This window comes from Rossellomorea arthrocnemi, assembly GCF_904424705.1.
GTDB classification, from domain to species: Bacteria; Bacillota; Bacilli; order Bacillales; family Bacillaceae_B; genus Rossellomorea; species Rossellomorea arthrocnemi.
This window is the reverse complement of sequence record NZ_CAJGBF010000001.1, coordinates 434,965-454,112: the sequence shown is the minus strand read 5'-3', so window position 1 is coordinate 454,112 and position 19,148 is coordinate 434,965. Positions and strand designations below refer to the sequence as shown.

The 19,148-nt window shown below is 43.6% G+C and carries 19 protein-coding genes; 18 read left to right on the top strand and 1 reads right to left on the bottom strand.

Annotated elements, in window-relative coordinates; translation table 11 throughout:
• The first annotated feature begins 6 nt into the window (after nucleotides 1-6).
• The 17 genes from BAA9072_RS02320 (at nucleotide 7) to vanZ-A (ending at nucleotide 16,881) form a co-directional block, all read left to right on the top strand.
• Nucleotides 7-996, top strand: coding sequence for a TAXI family TRAP transporter solute-binding subunit (locus tag BAA9072_RS02320; protein WP_230980725.1), 990 nt, complete (start codon nucleotides 7-9; stop codon nucleotides 994-996).
• Between the two features lie 40 nt (nucleotides 997-1,036).
• Entirely contained in the window at nucleotides 1,037-3,007 is a 1,971-nt protein-coding gene (locus BAA9072_RS02315) for a TRAP transporter permease (RefSeq protein ID WP_201713056.1), read from the top strand.
• Nucleotides 3,008-3,019: 12 nt separating this feature from the next.
• Nucleotides 3,020-3,865 (top strand): 3-hydroxyacyl-CoA dehydrogenase, encoded by an 846-nt coding sequence (locus BAA9072_RS02310; RefSeq protein ID WP_201713055.1) that lies wholly within the window; start codon nucleotides 3,020-3,022, stop codon nucleotides 3,863-3,865.
• A 13-nt stretch (nucleotides 3,866-3,878) separates the two neighbouring features.
• Complete coding sequence (locus tag BAA9072_RS02305) at nucleotides 3,879-4,658, top strand: enoyl-CoA hydratase/isomerase family protein (protein ID WP_201713054.1); 780 nt, start codon at nucleotides 3,879-3,881, stop codon at nucleotides 4,656-4,658.
• Nucleotides 4,659-4,671: 13 nt separating this feature from the next.
• A complete protein-coding gene (locus BAA9072_RS02300; protein ID WP_201713053.1) occupies nucleotides 4,672-5,832 on the top strand; it encodes an acyl-CoA dehydrogenase family protein in 1,161 nt (386 codons plus the stop codon).
• A 3-nt stretch (nucleotides 5,833-5,835) separates the two neighbouring features.
• Nucleotides 5,836-7,026, top strand: a complete 1,191-nt coding sequence (locus BAA9072_RS02295; RefSeq protein ID WP_201713052.1) for a thiolase family protein — start codon at nucleotides 5,836-5,838, stop codon at nucleotides 7,024-7,026.
• A 29-nt stretch (nucleotides 7,027-7,055) separates the two neighbouring features.
• Nucleotides 7,056-8,066, top strand: a complete 1,011-nt coding sequence (locus BAA9072_RS02290) for an NAD(P)-dependent oxidoreductase (RefSeq protein ID WP_201713051.1) — start codon at nucleotides 7,056-7,058, stop codon at nucleotides 8,064-8,066.
• Complete coding sequence (locus BAA9072_RS02285) at nucleotides 8,063-8,476, top strand: PaaI family thioesterase (protein WP_201713050.1); 414 nt, start codon at nucleotides 8,063-8,065, stop codon at nucleotides 8,474-8,476. The genes BAA9072_RS02290 and BAA9072_RS02285 overlap by 4 nt, the downstream gene beginning before the upstream one ends.
• A complete protein-coding gene (locus BAA9072_RS02280; protein WP_201713049.1) occupies nucleotides 8,473-9,438 on the top strand; it encodes an NAD(P)H-dependent flavin oxidoreductase in 966 nt (321 codons plus the stop codon). Before BAA9072_RS02285 ends, BAA9072_RS02280 begins: the two co-directional genes overlap by 4 nt.
• A 4-nt stretch (nucleotides 9,439-9,442) precedes the next feature.
• The gene (gene fabG / locus BAA9072_RS02275) at nucleotides 9,443-10,204 is read left to right on the top strand and encodes a 3-oxoacyl-ACP reductase FabG (protein WP_201713048.1); all 762 of its coding nucleotides are present in this window, start codon (nucleotides 9,443-9,445) and stop codon (nucleotides 10,202-10,204) included.
• A 13-nt stretch (nucleotides 10,205-10,217) separates the two neighbouring features.
• On the top strand, nucleotides 10,218-11,315 hold the full coding sequence (locus tag BAA9072_RS02270; protein ID WP_330999258.1) for a tartrate dehydrogenase: 1,098 nt from the start codon (nucleotides 10,218-10,220) through the stop codon (nucleotides 11,313-11,315).
• A gap of 56 nt (nucleotides 11,316-11,371) precedes the next feature.
• Complete coding sequence (locus BAA9072_RS02265) at nucleotides 11,372-12,715, top strand: hypothetical protein (RefSeq protein ID WP_201713046.1); 1,344 nt, start codon at nucleotides 11,372-11,374, stop codon at nucleotides 12,713-12,715.
• A 176-nt stretch (nucleotides 12,716-12,891) separates the two neighbouring features.
• Complete coding sequence (locus tag BAA9072_RS02260) at nucleotides 12,892-13,389, top strand: LURP-one-related/scramblase family protein (RefSeq protein WP_201713045.1); 498 nt, start codon at nucleotides 12,892-12,894, stop codon at nucleotides 13,387-13,389.
• A gap of 206 nt (nucleotides 13,390-13,595) precedes the next feature.
• Complete coding sequence (gene vanR / locus BAA9072_RS02255) at nucleotides 13,596-14,294, top strand: vancomycin resistance response regulator transcription factor, VanR-F/VanR-M family (RefSeq protein ID WP_201713044.1); 699 nt, start codon at nucleotides 13,596-13,598, stop codon at nucleotides 14,292-14,294.
• The gene (locus tag BAA9072_RS02250; RefSeq protein ID WP_201713043.1) at nucleotides 14,287-15,408 is read left to right on the top strand and encodes a HAMP domain-containing sensor histidine kinase; all 1,122 of its coding nucleotides are present in this window, start codon (nucleotides 14,287-14,289) and stop codon (nucleotides 15,406-15,408) included. The genes vanR and BAA9072_RS02250 overlap by 8 nt, the downstream gene beginning before the upstream one ends.
• A gap of 86 nt (nucleotides 15,409-15,494) precedes the next feature.
• Entirely contained in the window at nucleotides 15,495-16,361 is an 867-nt protein-coding gene (vanY, locus tag BAA9072_RS02245; RefSeq protein WP_201713042.1) for a VanY-A/VanY-F/VanY-M family D-Ala-D-Ala carboxypeptidase, read from the top strand.
• 34 nt (nucleotides 16,362-16,395) lie between these two features.
• Nucleotides 16,396-16,881 (top strand): glycopeptide resistance protein VanZ-A, encoded by a 486-nt coding sequence (vanZ-A, locus tag BAA9072_RS02240; protein WP_201713041.1) that lies wholly within the window; start codon nucleotides 16,396-16,398, stop codon nucleotides 16,879-16,881.
• Between the two features lie 200 nt (nucleotides 16,882-17,081).
• Here vanZ-A and BAA9072_RS02235 read toward each other — a convergent pair whose 3' ends face one another.
• The gene (locus tag BAA9072_RS02235; RefSeq protein ID WP_201713040.1) at nucleotides 17,082-17,255 is read right to left on the bottom strand and encodes a hypothetical protein; all 174 of its coding nucleotides are present in this window, start codon (nucleotides 17,253-17,255) and stop codon (nucleotides 17,082-17,084) included.
• A gap of 881 nt (nucleotides 17,256-18,136) precedes the next feature.
• Between BAA9072_RS02235 and BAA9072_RS02230 the strand changes: the two genes are divergently transcribed.
• Nucleotides 18,137-19,135 carry a thermonuclease family protein gene (locus BAA9072_RS02230; protein WP_201713039.1) on the top strand — a complete coding sequence of 333 codons (999 nt, stop codon included), beginning with the start codon at nucleotides 18,137-18,139 and terminating at the stop codon, nucleotides 19,133-19,135.
• Nucleotides 19,136-19,148 lie beyond the last annotated feature (13 nt).

The following is a 19,148-nucleotide window of genomic DNA, read 5'->3' as shown; positions in this document are numbered from 1 at the left end:
GACGTAATGATGAAAAAATATTTAATCGTATTGGTAACCTTATTATTAATGACATTAGCAGCATGTTCTTCAGATGAAGCTGGCAGTACTAAAAAGGATAGCGCTGATGGCCCGCCTAAAGATATGGCTTTCGGGTCGGCTACAGTGGGTGGCTTCTGGTACACATTATCCGGTTCAATGGGGGAAAAAATGAGTGAAGTCTTCCCGGATTCATCTGTAACAGTGGTCGAAGGTGGATCTGTTTCCAACCTATTGGGGCTAAGTCAAGGTACATTTGCTCTTGGATTCAGTAATGGTCAGACGGTCCCGGAAGCTTTAAAAGGAGAAAATGCTTTTAAAGAAAAAGTGGACAATGTCAGCACCGTTGCAACCCTTTATCCGAATGTGTTCCATATCGTCGTTCGTGCCGATTCTGATATCAAATCTGTAAAGGACTTAAAAGGGAAGAAAGTAAGCCCTGGGATTAAAGGATATAGTGGAGAACTTGCCTTTCAGGATATTTTAAAGCTGAATGATATGTCCTACGATGACCTTGGCGGGATCGAGTATATTGGTACTGCTGACGGAGCAGATCTTCTTCGTGACGGTCATATCGATGCCATTGTAGGGATGGTGGCAGCGCCGGTCTCCACGTTCCAGGAACTTGATACGACACTAGGAATCCGCTTAATTCCTTTAGATGATGAAACGATTAAAGGTCTGCATGATAAGAATGAAGGCTATTTGGAATATACGGTTGAAGGCGGAACGTATTCCAATGTGAAGGAAGATGTCAACACAGTTGCCGGCTATACGGTTCTATTAGTCAATGATGACCTTATGGATGAAGAGACGGTGTATAAGCTTACGAAAATGATGGTAGAAGAAAAAGATACGTGGACAACGTTATCACCGATTATGAAAGACTTTGATGAAGAGTATTCAGTGAAAAACAATGTAGGTAAGCTTCATCCTGGCGCAGAGAAGTATTATAAGGAAGTCGGGGCTCTTGAGTAAGTAATATACACAATATATCCATGAAAAAGAAGGTGAAAGTATGGCTAAAAAGGATTCGTCACCAGAAATAGAAGCATCGGAAATAGTAAACCAATATGATGAAGACGGCAACCTTAACAGCAAGCTGCGCTCTTTAAAGGGCGCAGCAGCCAAGATCATTTCCATTGTTGCTGTCCTTATGTCTTTGTTTCATTTATACACGGCATTCTTTGGCGTATTTGAGTCGATTCTACAGCGGTCTGCCCATTTGGCGTTTGCTCTGATCCTTACATTTGCGATTTATAAGCCAACCAAAAAAGCAGTGAAAAATGAGAGCATTCCCTGGTATGACTGGCTGTTTATGATTTTGTCGATTGCTTGTTATTCCTATTATGTGATGAACGCACAGGTGATCTCGTCACGGATGAGTTATATTGAACCGCTCACCATGCTTGAAATCACGATTGGGATCGTATCAGGGTTGTTGCTAATCGAAGCGACCCGCCGTGTGATAGGGAATACGCTGATCCTGATTATTTTCATTTGTTTGGTGTACGGGATATTTGGACATCTCATCACAGGTGAACTCTCCCATCGTGAATTTACCGCTATGTGGATAGTGGATCACCTATTCTACACAGTGACTGGCATTTTCAGTGTCCCTCTTGGAGTATCAGCCACGTTTATCTTCCTGTTCATCTTATTTGGGAAGTTTCTGGAGGTTTCCGGAGCAGGACAATTCTTCATTGATTTATCTGTTGCAGGTATGGGGAAGTATCGCGGAGGTCCTGCCAAAACAGCCATTGTGGCTAGTTCTATCTTGGGAACCATTTCTGGAAGTGCTGTAGCCAACACGGTGACAACGGGTGCCTTCACGATTCCATTAATGAAGAAGACGGGATATAGAAGTCATTTTGCAGCTGCTGTGGAAGCGGTTTCTTCGACAGGAGGACAGATCATGCCTCCGATCATGGGAGCTTCCGCTTTCATCATTGCTTCCTATTTAGGGGTTCCTTATATGGATATAGCAGTGGCTGCCATTATACCAGCAGTTCTATATTACTGCTGCTTATACTTTCAAGTTGATTTACGAGCGAAGCGACTGGGACTGAATGGCTTAAAGAAGGAAGATCTGCCAAAGGTTTCAACCGTATTAAAGACGGGATTTATGTTCTTTGTACCGTTAGTCGTGATCGTCGTGATGCTGGCATCAGGTACTTCTCCTATGCGAGCCGGATTATTTTCAATCGGCGTGACGATCGTCGTGGCAGCTTTTAAAAAGTCTACAAGACTATCATTCTCAAAAATGTATAAAGCTCTCGATTTAGGGGCAAGGGCTGCCGTTGAAACCGCCGTTGCATGTGCTGCGTCAGGTTTTATTATCGGGATTATCGGCTTGACTGGAATTGGGCTGAAATTCAGTGGGATGATCATTGATATCTCAGGTGGGATTTTAATTGTGACTCTTATTTTCACTATGATTACGAGCATTATCCTGGGGATGGGACTTCCGACGGTTGCAGCTTACATCGTTCAAGTACCTCTCACCATTCCAGCGTTGATTGCACTGGGTGTATCACCGCTTGCTGCCCATATGTTCGTGTTCTACTTTGCCGCTTTATCTGCGATTACACCACCAGTGGCATTGGCCGCATTTGCTGCAGCAGGACTTTCTGGATCGGATCCGATGAAAACAGGAATGACAGCTGTCAGACTAGGGCTTGCCGCCTTCATCGTTCCGTATATGTTTGTTTATGGAGAGACATTGCTCCTTGTAGGGGATGCTCCTCATATTATTCTATCAGTGATCACATCCATTATTGGAATCATAGGGGTTGCTTGTGCGGCAGAAGGATGGCTTCTAAGAAATGCGCTTTGGTATGAGAGAATCATCCTATTCATTGGGGCAATCCTCATGATCAATCCGGGGATTGTAACGGATATAATTGGATTCGCCATTCTGGCACTCGTATTCTTCTATCAAAAATTCAATCCGAAAAGCACGACTGTTGAACATACTATATCCAGCTAAGGGGGCTTTTAGGTGCAAACTATTACAGTGGTAGGCTCGGGAGTCATGGGAAAAGGAATTGCGTATACCTGTGCGGTTTCGGGTTTTAATGTTTACTTGAATGATATAAATGAAGAAATCCTGGAGAAAGCAAAGAACGATATCTTTAGCCTTTTGGAAGGCAGCTTACAAAAAGGATTTATTTCAGAAGACCAATATGGGAAAGCAAAAGACCGTCTTCAATTTGAAGCAAATTTGGAATCAGCGGCAAATAACGCCGACCTCGTTATTGAGGCAGTGCTTGAAAAGATGGAATTAAAGATTGATATTTTCAAAAGGTTGGATTCGATTTGTTCTGAAGAAACCATTCTAGCCACTAATACGTCTACCATGAGTCCCACAGAAATCGGGGCTCAGACGTCACGCCCTGATAAAGTGGTGGCGATGCATTTCTTTAATCCAGTTCATAAAATGAAGCTGATTGAAGTCATCCGGGGCTTGGAAACGTCAGATGAAACAGTGAAGACTGTGAAGGAAGTCGGCGAGAGACTCAAGAAGGAAACGGTCGAAGTAAATGAATTACCTGGGTTTGTGACTTCCAGGATGAACTGCCTGATTGGAAATGAGGCCATGAATATGCTGATGGAAGGGGTAGCATCGGCTGAAGATATTGATAAAGCATTGAAGCTTGGACTCAATCATCCGATGGGGCCACTTGAGTTGGCTGATTTAGTAGGGTTGGATACCCGGCTTAGGAATATGGAGTACTTACATCAGACACTGGGTGAAAAATATCGACCTAGTCCTATCTTACTTAAATACGTAAAAGCGGGCCGGTTTGGGAAAAAGAGCGGAAGTGGTTTCTATCACTACACTTAAGGGAGATGAGAGCGTGCATCAATATGAGAATTTGCTTGTTCAAATCGAACAGGGGGCGATGTGGCTGACGATCAACCGCCCGGAATTCCGGAATGCCCTCAACCTTGAAACCCTTCAAGAGATGGAGGATGCTTTCGGATGGGCAGAGGCAAGCGATGAAGTAAAGGTCATCGTGGTGAAAGGGGCAGGGGAAAAGTCGTTCGCTGCAGGAGCGGATATTAAGCAGCTGCAGCAAAAGAATATGCTGGATGCCCTGATACCAGGGATGCAGGGACTTTATAAAAAAATACAACAATGCAGCAAAGTGACGATCGCAGCTGTAGAGGGCTATGCACTTGGTGGAGGATGCGAGCTTGCTCTAGCCTGTGATATACGGGTTGCTACAAAAAGAGCAACGTTCGGTTTACCTGAGCTCAACCTTGGAATCATTCCCGGAGCAGGAGGGACGCAGAACCTGTCCAGGATTATTGGGAAGGGACGGGCACTTGATATGATTCTCACCGGTAAGATGATTGATGGAGAGGAAGCAGAAAGGATCGGCCTTGTTTCCTATCTTGCTCCTAATGGTGAATTGGATAGGCAAGTAGAAGAGGTGGCCGCTCAGATTTATAAAAAAGGTCCGGTTGCTATTAAACTGGCAAAACTAGTTGTTCATAAAGGCTTTGATATTGATCTCGAGACAGCGATGCTGATGGAGAAGCTTTCACAGGCGGTAGCATTTGGGACAGAGGATAAACAGGAAGGCACTTCGGCATTTTTGGAAAAACGAGCAACGGAATTTACTAATCAATAAGGGAGAGGTACAGATGGACTTTAATTTTTCAGAAGATATAAAATTTTTAAGGGATAATGTACGGAAGTTTGTGAAAGAAGCAGCAGAACCTTTGGCGATGGAAATTGAAGAGAAAGATATGATCCCGGAGAAACTGGTTGAAATGTCGAAGGAAATGGGACTCTTCGGTTTGAGTATCCCGGAAGAATACGGTGGCCTGGGACTCGATATGGTGGGGAAATGCGCCATATATGAGGAGCTTGGTAAAACACATAATGGCTATACAACTCTGATCGGGGCTCATACGGGAATCGGGTCCGTAGGGATCGTTGAGTTAGGGACAGAAGCACAAAAGCAGAAATACTTGCCTAAAATGGCCACTGGAGAATGGATTGGTGCATTTGCCTTAACCGAACCAAGTGCAGGCTCCAATGCAGCATCGTTGAAAACGACTGCGGTCAGAAAAGGTGATAAATACATCCTGAACGGTTCCAAGCATTATATTACCAACGCAGTCGATGGACATGTATTTACAGTAATGGCTGTTACAGATCGTGCCAAAGGAGCGAAGGGGATCACTTCCTTTATCGTAGAAAAGGATTTCCCAGGCTTCGTATTAGGAAAGGTAGAACAGAAAATGGGGTTGAAGGGATCTCATTCAGCTGAGCTTTTCTTCGAAAATATGGAAGTTCCTGCAGAGAATGTCCTTGGAGCAGAAGGGCAGGGCTATATCAATGCGTTGAAAATCCTGGCGAATGGTCGCGCGGGTCTTGCGGCAAGAAACCTTGGTTCCTGTGTCAAGCTCCTTGAACATTGCCTGCAGTATACACAGGAACGTGAACAGTTCGGCAAGCCGATCATCGAAGTACAGGCCGTTCAGCATATGCTTGCAGAAATCAGCATGCAGATCGAGGTTCTTCGATCGATGACATATCGAGTTGCCTGGATGACCGATCAAAAGATGAGGGTAGTGAAAGAAGCGGCCATAGCGAAACTATTTGCGTCGGAAGTATATAACAAGGTGGCGGATTTAGCGGTCCAAATCCACGGTGGAATCGGATATATGAGTGATTATCCAATTGAGCGTTACTACCGTGATGCCCGAATTACAAAAATTTATGAAGGAACGTCTGAAATTCAGCGCAACATCATCGCGAATGAGCTGAAGCGCGAATCTTCATACGTGGGGGTGTAAGGAATGAATCAGCCATATATCGTTGAATCGGTCCGGACGGCGATTGGAAGAATGGGAGGAACGATAAAAGGTGTTCCTGTAGACCATCTTGCTGAGAAAGTCATTAGGGAAGTAATGAATCGAAGTCAGTCTGAAGTGGAAGTAGATGAAGTCATTCTCGGTCAGGCAAAGCAAAGTGCAGATACCTCAAATCTTGCCCGTCTCGCTGCATTGCGGGCGGAGCTCCCGATTGAGGTTACAGGCTATACCGTCCATAGACAGTGCGGATCGGGACTTCAAGCGATTAATAATGCGGATATGCAAATTCGGCTTGGCTATTCGGATGTGGTCGTAGCCGGGGGAGCGGAAAGCATGAGTACAGCCCCCTACTATATTCGAAATGCCCGTTATGGTTTTCAAGTCGGTAACTCGCAGGTACTGGATCCGAATACGGAAAGCCAACCGTGCTCCCAGCCAATCGAAAAATACGGCAACTTAACGATGGGTCTGACAGCAGAAAACCTTGCTGACAAATATAACATCAGCAGATCGGAGCAGGATGAGTTTGCTCTCAGAAGCCAGGAACTTGCTCAGTCTGCCATCGAATCCGGCCGATTTGAAAAGGAAATTGTTCCAGTTGAATATAAGGAAAAAAGAAACACTCTTCAATTTAGTACAGACGAACATCCCCGGAGTACGACCATCGAAAAGCTCTCAAAGTTGAAGGCGGTCTTTAAGGAAAACGGCACCGTGACAGCCGGTAATGCGAGTGGAAGGAATGATGGTGCTTCCGCGATCCTCATGATGAATGAAGAGAAAGTGAATGAGTATGGGATAAAGCCGAAAGCCAAAATCATCGCCCAGGCGGTGAGCGGAGTTTCTCCTGAAATCATGGGAATCGGGCCAGTGACTTCAACCTTTAAAGCTTTAAAGCAATGCGGACTATCGATCAATGATATGGGTCTGATCGAGCTGAACGAAGCGTTTGCTGCACAGGCGCTGTCAGTAATTCGTGGATCAGGGATGGATATCAACAAAGTGAACGTCAATGGAGGGGCCATTGCGTTGGGTCATCCAATTGGAGCGACTGGAGCGATCCTGATGACGAAGCTTCTTCACGAAATGGAACGTAGGGGTGAAAAATACGGATTAGTCACGCTTTGTATTGGTGGTGGTCAGGGAATCTCGACTATCATTGAGAATCTTCAAGTCTAAGAGGTGACGTGTCAAAAGGGAGTGATGAAATGAATAAGCCACATATCGTTCAAATCCTGCCCATGTACCATCCGGATGGGGAGGAGCGATTGAACAAATACGCCGAAGTAAAGAAGTTCACGGAGTTTAACGAAGCGGAAATATGCGATTACCTTCACCATCATTATGTGGATGGAATCATCCTCCGGGCTCCTGCCAGGATCACACCTGCAATTTTGGATCGTTGCCAGCAAGTAAAAGCCATTTCCGGGGCGGGTGTCGGACTTGATAATATCGATGTGCGTTATGCCACGACAAAGAGGATTCCCGTTTTACATGCACCAAAGCTGAATAGTACGGCAACCGCTGAACATGCGGTGAGCCTGCTATTGGCGGTCATGAAAAAAACAGCTTTTTTTGATAGAGAAACCAAAGTAGGAAACTTTCAATCCAGGGATGGAGAATATACCCATGAACTGGAAGGGAAACATTTAGGCATTGTTGGATTCGGCAGCATAGCTCAAAAAGTTGCTAAGATATTAGTACATGGTTTCGGAATGAAAGCGATGGCGTATGTAAGGAAAATAGACGAAGTGAAACAGCAGGCTGCTGATCAAATTGGGGTGGAATTAACCACTTCCTTAGAGAAAATATTCTCCGAAAGTGATGCAGTGAGTTTACATATCCCTCTTACGAAAGAAACTGAAAAGCTAGTAGATCATCGATTGCTGACGCTTATGAAAGAAACGGCCGTCCTTATTAATACAGCCCGGGGCGGTGTGGTGAATGAGGCGGATTTAGTAGATGTTCTGAAACGGAAGCAGATTCTTGGAGCGGGAATTGATGTATTTTCCAATGAACCGCCACCTGAGGACCATCCGTTCTTTCATTTGAAACAAGTGACGATGAGCCCGCATATCGGGGGTATCAGCCTTGAGGCAGCCCGTCAGACTTCGATCCTGATTGCAGAGAATCTGATCCGTGTGATCAATGGAGAAAAGCTTTCAGTCATTGCCAATCAAGATGAACTTTCAGAAGCCGGAAAGGGTGCTTTTTCATGACAAAAGAACATTTACAGATAGTAAGATCAGACTTTGAAAATAGCCCATTCTGGAATTTTATCGGATTGGAACTCAAAGAATTGAAAAAAGGTCATGTTTTACTGGCTCTTCCCATCCAGAAAGAGTTTATTAATGTGAGGAATTCAGTTCATGGAGGCATTTATGCGTCGGTACTTGATACAGCCATGGGCATGGCTGGCAGGTCACTGGGTTTTGATGAAGTAGCAACGCTCCATTTAGATATTCAATATCTCAAGTCAGTCATGGACGGGACGGTTTATTCAGAAGCATCGATTATTCATCAAAACCGGAATACGGTCTTCATTGAAGGAAGGCTGAAAAATGAAGATGGTGAACTCCTTGGCCACTGTACTGGAACATTTAAGCTCTCAAAGGGTGAACGAATATGATGAATACAGCAATAACAAAGATGTTTAACATTCGCTATCCCATCATCCAAGGCGGGCTACAGGGACTTGGGACCTCGTCGCTCGTTTCCGCAGTATCAGAAGCAGGGGGGCTCGGGCTCATCACAGCAGGGAGCTATTCGTCCAAGGAAGAGATGCTGGAGGATATCGCAGTTGCCAGAAGACTCACCTCTAAGCCATTTGGAGTCAATATTGCCATCGGGATCCGTAAACCGATGGATGAATTCGTTGAGGCTTCCATAGAAGCACGTGTACCGGTTGTCTTTACTTCAGGGAACAATCCTGAGAAATATATGGAGAGTCTGAAAGGAAACGGGATCAAGGTGGTCCATGTCGTCCCATCCGTCAGGTTTGCCAAAAAGGCGGAAGCGATCGGCTGTGATGCGGTGGTGGTGGTTGGATATGAGTGTGGAGGCCACCCGGGAAGAGAAGACGTCACCAGTCTTACGTTAATACAGAAGGCTGTGGAGGAACTTTCCATACCAGTCATTGCAGCAGGAGGATTTTCAACAGGGAAATCCGCTCTTGCTGCTTTTGCTTTAGGGGCAGAAGGCATCCAGATGGGTACAAGGTTTCTAGCTTCAAAGGAAGTGGTCCTCCATGAATCGATTAAAAGAAGATTACTCGATTCACAGGAAACCGATACCATCCTTGTCAAAAAATCGATTGGAAAAGCCATGAGAGTGATGAAAACCGAACGGGCCGTTGAACTGGTAGAAAAGGAGAGAGCAGGAGCCACGCTTGAAGAGATCTTCCCTTATATTAGCGGTGAATCTTATCAGGAATTACTCTCTACGGGAAATGACCATTCAGGCGTCATTTCATTGGGCCAGACAATCGGATTAATCAACGAAATTAGAAGCGCCAAAGAAATCATCCAGAATATCGTGGGAGAATACGAGCAGCAGCTTGAACGATTATATCAGAATCATAGAGGGGAGTGAGGTCATGGTGAAATTAGAGAATCAGGTAGCCATCGTAACTGGTGCAAGCAGGGGCATCGGCAGGGAGATATCCAAAAAGCTAGCCTTTGAAGGTGCCACAGTTTATTTAGTAGACATACAGGAACAGGCTTTATTGGAGACATATAATCAGTTCACGGAAGAGAATTTTTCAGTTAAGGCCATAACCGCAGATGTCACCAATGAAGCGGAAGTGGAAAAGCTATTCGCCGAGGTAGAAGGGGATCACGGGAAGGTAGATATCGTCATTAATAATGCCGGGATCATTCGTGACAATCTATTATATAAAATGAGCTTAAGTGACTGGGACGATGTAATGAATGTTCATTTGAAAGGGACGTTCCTTTGCAGTAAATATGCCCAGAAATCAATGGTGAAAAATCAGTATGGACGAATCATTAATCTATCTTCCGTTTCAGCACTCGGGAGCAGAGGTCAAGCGAATTATGCTGCAGCGAAGGCAGGTATACAGGGTTTTACAAAGACGTTAGCCATTGAGCTTGGGAAATATAATATCACGGTTAACGCGATTGCTCCCGGCTTTATCATGACAGACATGACCAAAAGAGTAGCAGAACGGCTGGGGATCCCTTTCGAAGAGCTGATAGAAGCCAAAGTAAAACAAATCCCGGTCAACAGAGCTGGTACACCGGAAGACATCGCACAAGCAGCAAGCTTTTTTGCGAGCCCTGATTCTTCCTTTATAAACGGTCAGGTGTTATATGTTGCCGGGGGACCAAAAGCATAGGAGGTCAAGGATGATGAAACAGAAGAATATTGCCCTTATCCCAGGGGATGGGATAGGACCTGAAGTCGTAGCGGAAGGTGTAAAGGTACTAAAAATGATTGAGGAAGTCGATTCACGAATCTCTTTCAGCTTTACGGAGTTCCCTTGGGGATGTGAGTATTATGTGGACACCGGGAAGATGATGGCTGAAGACGGGATCAGTCAATTGAAGGAATTCGATGCCATCTACTTGGGAGCGGTAGGATACCCGGGGGTTCCCGACCACATCTCCCTTTGGGAATTACTATTGGAAATACGCAAGAAGTTTGATCAGTATGTAAACCTCAGGCCGATTAAACTCCTACATCCTGATTTAACCCCCCTTAAGAATAAAAGTGAAAAAGAAATAGACTTCCTGGTGATCCGTGAGAACAGTGAAGGGGAATATGCCGGAGCGGGTGACTGGCTCTTTAAAGGAAAGGCGGAGGAAGTGGTCCTGCAGACGGGCGTCTTTTCCCGGAAAGGGACGGAACGGATTATCCGCTATGCTTATGAAGAGGCACGAAAACAGAAGAAGACACTGACGAGCATCAGCAAAGCGAATGCCCTTAATTATTCCATGGTATTCTGGGATGAAGTATTTAACGAAGTAGGCAAAGAATATCCTGATGTCCAAACGTATTCATATCTTGTGGACGCGGCTAGCCTTTACTTCGTCCTTCAGCCGGAAAGGTTCGAAATTGTCGTGACATCCAATCTTTTCGGAGATATCCTGACGGACTTAGGTGCGGCCATTACAGGTGGACTTGGTTTGGCGGCTGGGGCCAATATCAACCCGGAACGAACGTATCCTTCCATGTTCGAACCCATTCACGGCTCCGCTCCTGATATTGCAGGCAAGGGACTTGCCAATCCCCTGGCTGCCATATGGTCTGTCAGTCAGATGATGGATCATTTTGGTGAAGAAGAATGGGGGAGTGCGATTTTGTCGAGCATTCAGGAGATTCTTTCCCGGAAGGAAACTCTCACCCCTGATCTCGGAGGCGGGGCAACGACTGAACAACTCGGGAATGAATTCAGGAATCGATTAAAGCATCATGCCCCTCTTCCGGACAAAGTACAAAGGGGATAAAGACCCGGTATTTTGCAGTAGTAGATTGTTAGAGACTTAAAGAGAGAAGGGACAACATGTTACGTTTTTCTCTCATCATGAGCATGTGTTTTCTTTATATTGTCGAGGCTTTTATGCCAAACGTGTATATTGGTTTGGTTTTTAACATAGTGGCCACTGCCGTATTTTTACTATTCCTTCCTTTATTAGAATGGAAAGGACGGATATTCACACTGGGTCTGTTTACTGCAGGGGGAATCATTCACTATACAGTTGGAGATACAGGCTTTGATCTGTTCCAGGGAATCACGCAGAATATGCCCCTGTTATCGATCCTCATTTTAGCTCCACTTCTGTCAGTGCCATTGAGAAGAGAAGGAATCATTGATTCTGTTATCCTCTATTTGAACGAGTTGAAGAACAACCCACGAAAAACGTTTTATGGAATTAGTACATTTATGCTGACCCTGGCACCTATCTTGAATATGGGTGCCTTAAGGATTGTTCACGGGTTTGTGGAAAGTATACACCTTCCGTCCAAGTTACTATCGAGATCCTATTATGTAGGCTTTACCCCGGCGGTTATTTGGTCACCATTCTTTGCTTCTGTAGGGATTGTACTATTTTATTTAGATATTACCTATCTCTCATATGTCGCCGTCGGAGTCATGTTTGCCGTCATTCAAATGACGGTGGGGCTCGTTCTTTTCCGACCTAAAATCGCAGAAGAGACTGCTGCTGCCGAGGAAAAAAACGAGATGATATTACATGATAAAGCACCTAAAAAGGATATGTATCTCCTCTTAGGTTTTGTCCTTGGATTGGTTGTACTGTTGATTGTCATGGAGCAGGTCTTTCAAAAGTCCATGCTACTCCTGGTCAGCATCATTTGTTTTCTGGTTCCTATGGCCTGGGTGATCTTCCGGAAAAGGAAATCGATCGTTAAGGAAGAAGTCATTCTCTATAAGAACAAACTCCACTCGCAAAAAATGGAGATTTGCCTCTTCTTAAGTGCAGGGATGTTCGGGAATGCGGTGTCCCATACACCCGTCAAGGAACTATTGGAGAGGTCCATACAGTGGTCGGCCACACAATCCATTGGCGTTTTGTTTCTCTTCATCATCCTTTTGGTAACCTGCATGGCATTTCTCGGAGTGCATCAGATTATCGTAACACCGTTAATTCTAACCTCGCTTGATTTCGGGGAAATGCCTAATGTAGCGGTCGCCAGTGTAGCGTTTATGTGTATATTTACCTGGATGCTCTCATCCGCCATCTCGCCGCTGAATGCTATGAATATTATCATCAGTCAGTGTGTTCAGAGAAATGGGGTCACCGTTGCCTTTAAGTGGAATGGGGCGTATTTTCTTTCGATCACAGGTTTGGCATTTGTGTATGTGTACGTTTTGAATTGGATATGACGAAGCACGGGGACGGTTCTCGTGCTTCTTTTTATAATAATAGGAAGCAGCGGAACCGTCCCCGTGCTTTTGCCCGTGCTTTTGGCAGGTTAGTGCTTCTGGAATAATACTGAAACCAAATCCCCCCTCAAACGTAAATAAAGGAAAGACCTAAGTAAGCCAAGGGAGGAATCATCATGAGGCAGCTTTATATCAAACAAAAGGTATTCAGTCTCAGTGAAAAATTCACGGTGAAGGATCAGGAGGAGAAGGACACGTATTATGTCGAGGGAAGCTTTATGCGGGTCCCGAAGACGTTCTCCATCATGGATACAAGCAGGGAAGAAGTGGCCCTTATTACGAAGAAGGTATTCAGCTTTTTACCGAAGTTTTTTGTTGAGGTGAATGGTCAAGAGGTATTGACGATCAAGAAGGAATTCTCCTTTTTAAAAGCACGCTATTCGATTGATGCGGCAGGCATTGAAGTGCAGGGAAACTGGCTGGATATGGACTTTCAGGTTTTACACAATGGGAGAGTCGTAGGCGAAGTGGGCAAGGAGTGGTTCAGTTGGGGCGACAGCTATAGGGTTGAGATACTGGATGAAGAGATGGAAACGATTATCATTGCCCTTGTTATTGCGATTGATTGTGTAAAGGCTGATCAGGCGGCTGCTTCTTCGGGAGCGTCGGTTTAAGGAAGAAGGAAGCATAGGGAAGCATGGGGACGGTTCTCATGCTTCCTTTTTCTATATAAAAGAAGCAACAGAACCGTCCCCATGCTTACCTTGAATAATCAAAGGAAATAGTAGAGAATAAAGTACAGGTTTTACATTATGCGGTGTTCCCCACCAAGAAATGGGGCTATGATAATCGAAGGTGACTTGATATAGGAGTGGGATAGATGAAGAGTATTTCGATTTTGGTTGCGGATGATGAGGAGGAAATAGCGGACCTGGTTGCCATCCATCTGGAAAAAGAAGGATACGATGTTGTGAAAGTACATAATGGGCAGGAAGCCATACGTGTGATCGAGACTCGCTCGATTGATTTGTTGATTTTGGATATTATGATGCCGGAGATGGATGGGTATGATGCTACTCGTTTGATTCGGGAACGGTATAATATGCCGATTATTTTTTTGAGTGCGAAAACGTCTGATTTTGATAAGGTCCATGGGCTGGTGATTGGAGCGGATGATTATATAACAAAGCCGTTTACTCCCATTGAATTGGTTGCGCGTGTGAATGCGCATTTGCGACGGTTTATGAAGTTGAATCAACCTAAGGCATCTGGTAAGAAAGCGACGTTGGAATTTGGTGAAATCGTGATTTCTCCTGATCAGCGTACGGTTTTCCTTTATGGTGAAAATATTGAGCTGACGCCGAAAGAGTTTGATATTTTGTATTTATTGGCCAGTCATCCAAAGAAGGTTTATAGTGTAGAAAATATTTTTCAGCACGTATGGGATGATGCATACTTTGAAGGCGGCAACACGGTAATGGTGCATATTCGTACGTTACGGAAGAAACTTGGGGAAGATAAGAGAAAGAACAAGTTAATCAAAACGGTCTGGGGAGTGGGGTATACATTTAATGGCTAAATTTATACACAGTTTTCGCGCCAAAGTCCTCGTATTATTTGGTTTAAGTATGCTTCTCGGCGGTGTGATTACTTACATCCTTTTTAGAGGATTACAGCTTTATTATCATACGGTGGTCCGTCGTGGAGAACCATTGGCCCAACTCCGTCAATTCATTGACAGCATTGGAGATTTTAACGTCTTTTTTATCCTGTTTATTTCCCTTTCGCTCTTATTTTTCTATATGCTTACGAAGCCGATTTCTACCTATTTCAGTGATCTATCAACGGGAATTCAGTATCTCGCCAGTGGCGACTTTAAACATCGGGTGAATATCGAGTCAAATGATGAATTTGGTGATATTGCGCAGGCCATTAATCTCGCAAGTGAAAAGCTGGAAGAAGCGATACAAAGAGGGGATTTCTCAGAAAATAGTAAAGAACAGTTAGTGGTGAATTTGGCTCATGATTTGCGTACGCCCCTCACGTCTGTTTTAGGTTATTTAGATTTGATCCTTAAGGATGAGAAGCTGACCAAGGAACAGGTCCGACATTATTTAACGATTACCTTTACGAAGTCTCAGCGATTAGAACGGCTTATTGACGAATTATTTGAAATAACGCGAATGAATTATGGCATGCTGCCTTTAGATAAGAAGCAGATTAATTTATCGAATCTTCTTAATCAATTGAAGGAAGAATTGTATCCTGTTTTCGAAAAAAATCATTTGATCGCCCGAATGACGATTCCGCCCCAATTGCCTATTTGGGCTGACGGTGAGCTATTGGCCCGTGTGTTTGAAAATCTTTTAACCAATGCCAATCGTTATGGATATGATGGTCAGTTTGTAGATATTAACGGGTTTGTCGATGGAGGAGAGGTGGTCGTTCAGGTTATGAATTATGGAGACCGGATTCCTCCGAATGAACTTCCCTATCTTTTTGATATGTTTTACACCGGTGACAAAGCCCGAACTCATCAAGAAGATGGCACAGGGCTTGGTTTATTTATTGCAAAAAATATCGTAGAGCAACATAATGGGACGATTACGGTGGAAAGCAGTCTCATACGGACGGTATTTGAAGTTCGTTTACCACAGGAAAACGTTGAACCTGACCAAGATTCCATTTCATAAAGGATTTAAGAAAAATTTAAAATTTACCCCACTCTTTTTTTAAACAGTTTTTCCTATTCTATAGTAAGAATAAGGAGGAACGTGAAATGAAGAAGTGGGGATTTTTATTGTTATTGGCATTATGTTTGGGTTTCACATTTGTTTATAAGGAATCAACGATTCAAGATCAAGTAGAGATTCATCGTAACGATGATCAGGTAGAAAATAGCGGGACGTCTGAACCCTTTCAAACGATCGAGATAAAAGAAGAACAAGTCTTTCAAGGGGATTTACTCTTGGTGAATAATGAATATCCGGTTCAGCAGGAGAGTATAACATCAGACGTTGTCAATTTATTTACCCATGAAGAACTGACAAAGGGATACGGATTGTATGATACCAACATAACATTGTCAGAGGATGTTGCACATAAATTCTCCGAGATGACCGTGGCTGCCGGTAAAGACGGGGTTAGACATTTCATCATCAATAGCGGCTTTCGGGGCTTTGAAGAGCAACGTGCACTTTACCAGGAAATGGGGTCCGACTATGCCTTGCCTGCAGGCTACAGCGAACACAACTTGGGCTTATCACTGGATGTAGGATCCACTCAAAGGAAGATGGAGCTGGCCTCAGAAGGAAAGTGGATCGAAGAAAACGCGTGGAAATACGGCTTTATATTACGGTATCCAAAGGATAAAACAGACGTTACGGGAATCCAATACGAACCTTGGCATATTCGCTATGTTGGATTGCCCCACAGTGTGATTATGGAAGAAAAGAACTTCGCTTTAGAAGAATACTTAGCATTCCTAAAAGAACAAAAATCGATTTCAACGACGATACAGGGCGAAACATATGAGATCTCATATTACCAATTCACCAAAGATACGACCATTCGTGTACCATCAAACCATCATTATGAAATATCAGGCAACAACATGGATGGTGTCATTGTAACGGTGTTTCCCTAAACTCACCGGAAACACATAAATGAGAGGAGATAACATGGAAAAAATAATATCTAGAGGATTACTGGCATTCTATTTAGTGATACTAACCTGGCTAGTCCTATTCAAATTACAATACAATATTTTGTCAGTATTTCATTATCACTATACTAGTTTAAACTTGATCCCATTTGCTGCACCTGGAAGTACCAGAGAGATGGTAGATAATATCCTTATCTTCATTCCATTCGGTCTGCTTTTGGATGTCAATTTCAAAAAAGTGGGCTTTTCACCTAAGGTTGCCCTTATATTGGCTCTAAGTCTTACTTTTGAATTCGTTCAATTGATATTCGCTATTGGAGCGACAGACATAACCGATGTCATTACCAATACTGTTGGTGGGTTGCTTGGGCTGGAATTATATGGAGTGTGCAATAGGTTTATGAATAATAAAAAATTGGACTGGGTTATTCTTTTGGTGGGTATACTTTTGCTTGTTTTGTTGGTTTATTACCGCACTCATTTGGTGATTAGATATTCTTAGGGAAGCGAGGGGACGGTTCTTGTGCTTTCTATTTTACGATTCTCTTTCAGGTTTACTTAGAGGATGATGATGTGAGTGACGTGATCTCTATTCAGCCGAAAGAGTTAGATAATAGAGAAGAGACGGAAGGTTTGTTACACAGAATGAACAAATGGTGGCTGGCATTTCCTTGATTACATCGGAAACCAGCCACCAATTCTTTACTTTGACTGATGTCTTCGTGAAACATAGAGGACAGATGCAAGATATAAAATCGCAGCTACAATTCCCATCTGATAAGATTGTTCAGGCGTAGAAGATGCTGAACTGACTACGATCACAACGATTAATCCAAGAATAAATACAGATGCGCCTGATAGCAAATCTTTGGCCATTGATATCACTCCCTTTTTCAAATAATTCGTTCAATCATCCAATATATTGGAACGTAAGATACCTTCTCCATCTACCAAATCCACATCATACCACACTCCATTTTCAAATCAATCGAATAAAGTTGAATAATGTAGGGATGGTTCCCATTCTCCTTAATAAAGAAAACGTCCAGCAACAATCGAATCACCAATGAGCACGGAAGTTGTCATTGTGCTTTTTTAATCTTTGAAAGTATTAGAGCATGAGACTGTGAGCCAAGGGGCCAGTCCCTATGGCATGATCCAACATATTACTATACTCATATAAAAGTAAGAAAGTAGTAATTAATTGTATAAATAAATAATTAATCAGCACAAATCCATAATAAGTTATTATATAGTTAATTCATCACAAAAAGGGTAAATGGTAAATGAAAAGAACGTTAAAACTCTTATTATTGATATTATTATTGTCTGTGAATGTAGGCCATCATTCTCATGCGCCAAGCGAAAGCCACAAGGACACTTCTTACAGCTCTTATAGTTCTATAGATGTGATTCATCCTGATAATGAAGAGGAAGATCCTGGGACGCTGAGTTAATGAAAGAAAGAGATTGTTGATGAAAAATTTTTAGCAAGTAGTGGACGCAAGGGTAATTGAATTGTTTTAAAGAAAAGCATGAATGGTAAGGAAGTCTATGATATAAGAAAGCAGCAGCTTACTCTTTCGTAAGCTGCTCTTTTTTTTAGCTCCCACAGAAAAACCTTCACTGAATTGCGATATTATCTGATAAATAAGCAATTTTATAATACAATAAATATACAAATCTGTTAGAAATTTTTCGGTCAGTCAGAGGGAATCGAGACCGGTTTTAACGAAAATATGTGATGAGGTGCTGAAATGAAGGGATTACCTATGACCTTAGCTACCACTGCCACCACTTTCACCTTGCTTATGGCGATGATAACGCCTGTAGCATGGGTTGGACTATTGATCGTGGTGTTTGGTTTATATCAAACTTCTCAAAAGAGAAAAGGCAGAAGCATGTTCTCCAACGGGTTGATAACACTTGGAGTTCTGGGGGTCCTCATCGGGGGCTGTGCGGCTCCTTCAGATCAAGTGGATAAAGCAGCCACTGCGGAAGCTGAAAAGGAAGCCGATCAACTGGTGAAGGCTGAGGAAGAAAAGAAGGCGGAACCTGAGAAAGAGCAGCAGGAGCTTGCCGACACATTCGGACTGGAAGAAGTGATGGTCTCCCGCGTGGTCGACGGTGATACGGTCGAATTGAAGGATGGAAGAAAAGTACGATTTATCGGCGTTAATACCCCCGAGTCGACAACGAGAACAGAAGAATACGGAAAAGAAGCAAGTAATTACACGACCGAGAATTTAGAAGGCAAAACGGTCTGGCTCCAAAAAGATGTGTCTGAAACGGACCGTTATAATCGTTCCCTGCGCCTTATCTGGCTTGAAGTCCCTAAGGATGACATGAACGAAGAAGAGATCCGGACCAAGATGTTCAATGCCGACCTGGTATTAAACGGATATGCAGAGCCATCCACCTACAACCCGGATGTGAAGTACAGCGACTACTTCGTGAAATTCGCAAGGGAAGCAAGGAAGAATGAAACTGGGCTATGGGCATACGGTGAAAATGGGACCACTAAAGGGGATCTGGATCCAAAGGAAGAAAAGAAGACAACGACAGCATCCACACCGAAATCCAGTTCCAGCGCGAGCACAACCTCAATGGAAGAACCGGCAGCTGCCCAGCAACAAGAATACTATCAAAACTGTACCGAACTGAGAAAAGTCTATCCAGATGGAGTTCCTTCCAATCATCCTGCATATGCATCGAAACATGACCGGGATAAAGATGGCTGGGCGTGTGAGAGATAAAGCGGGAGTATGG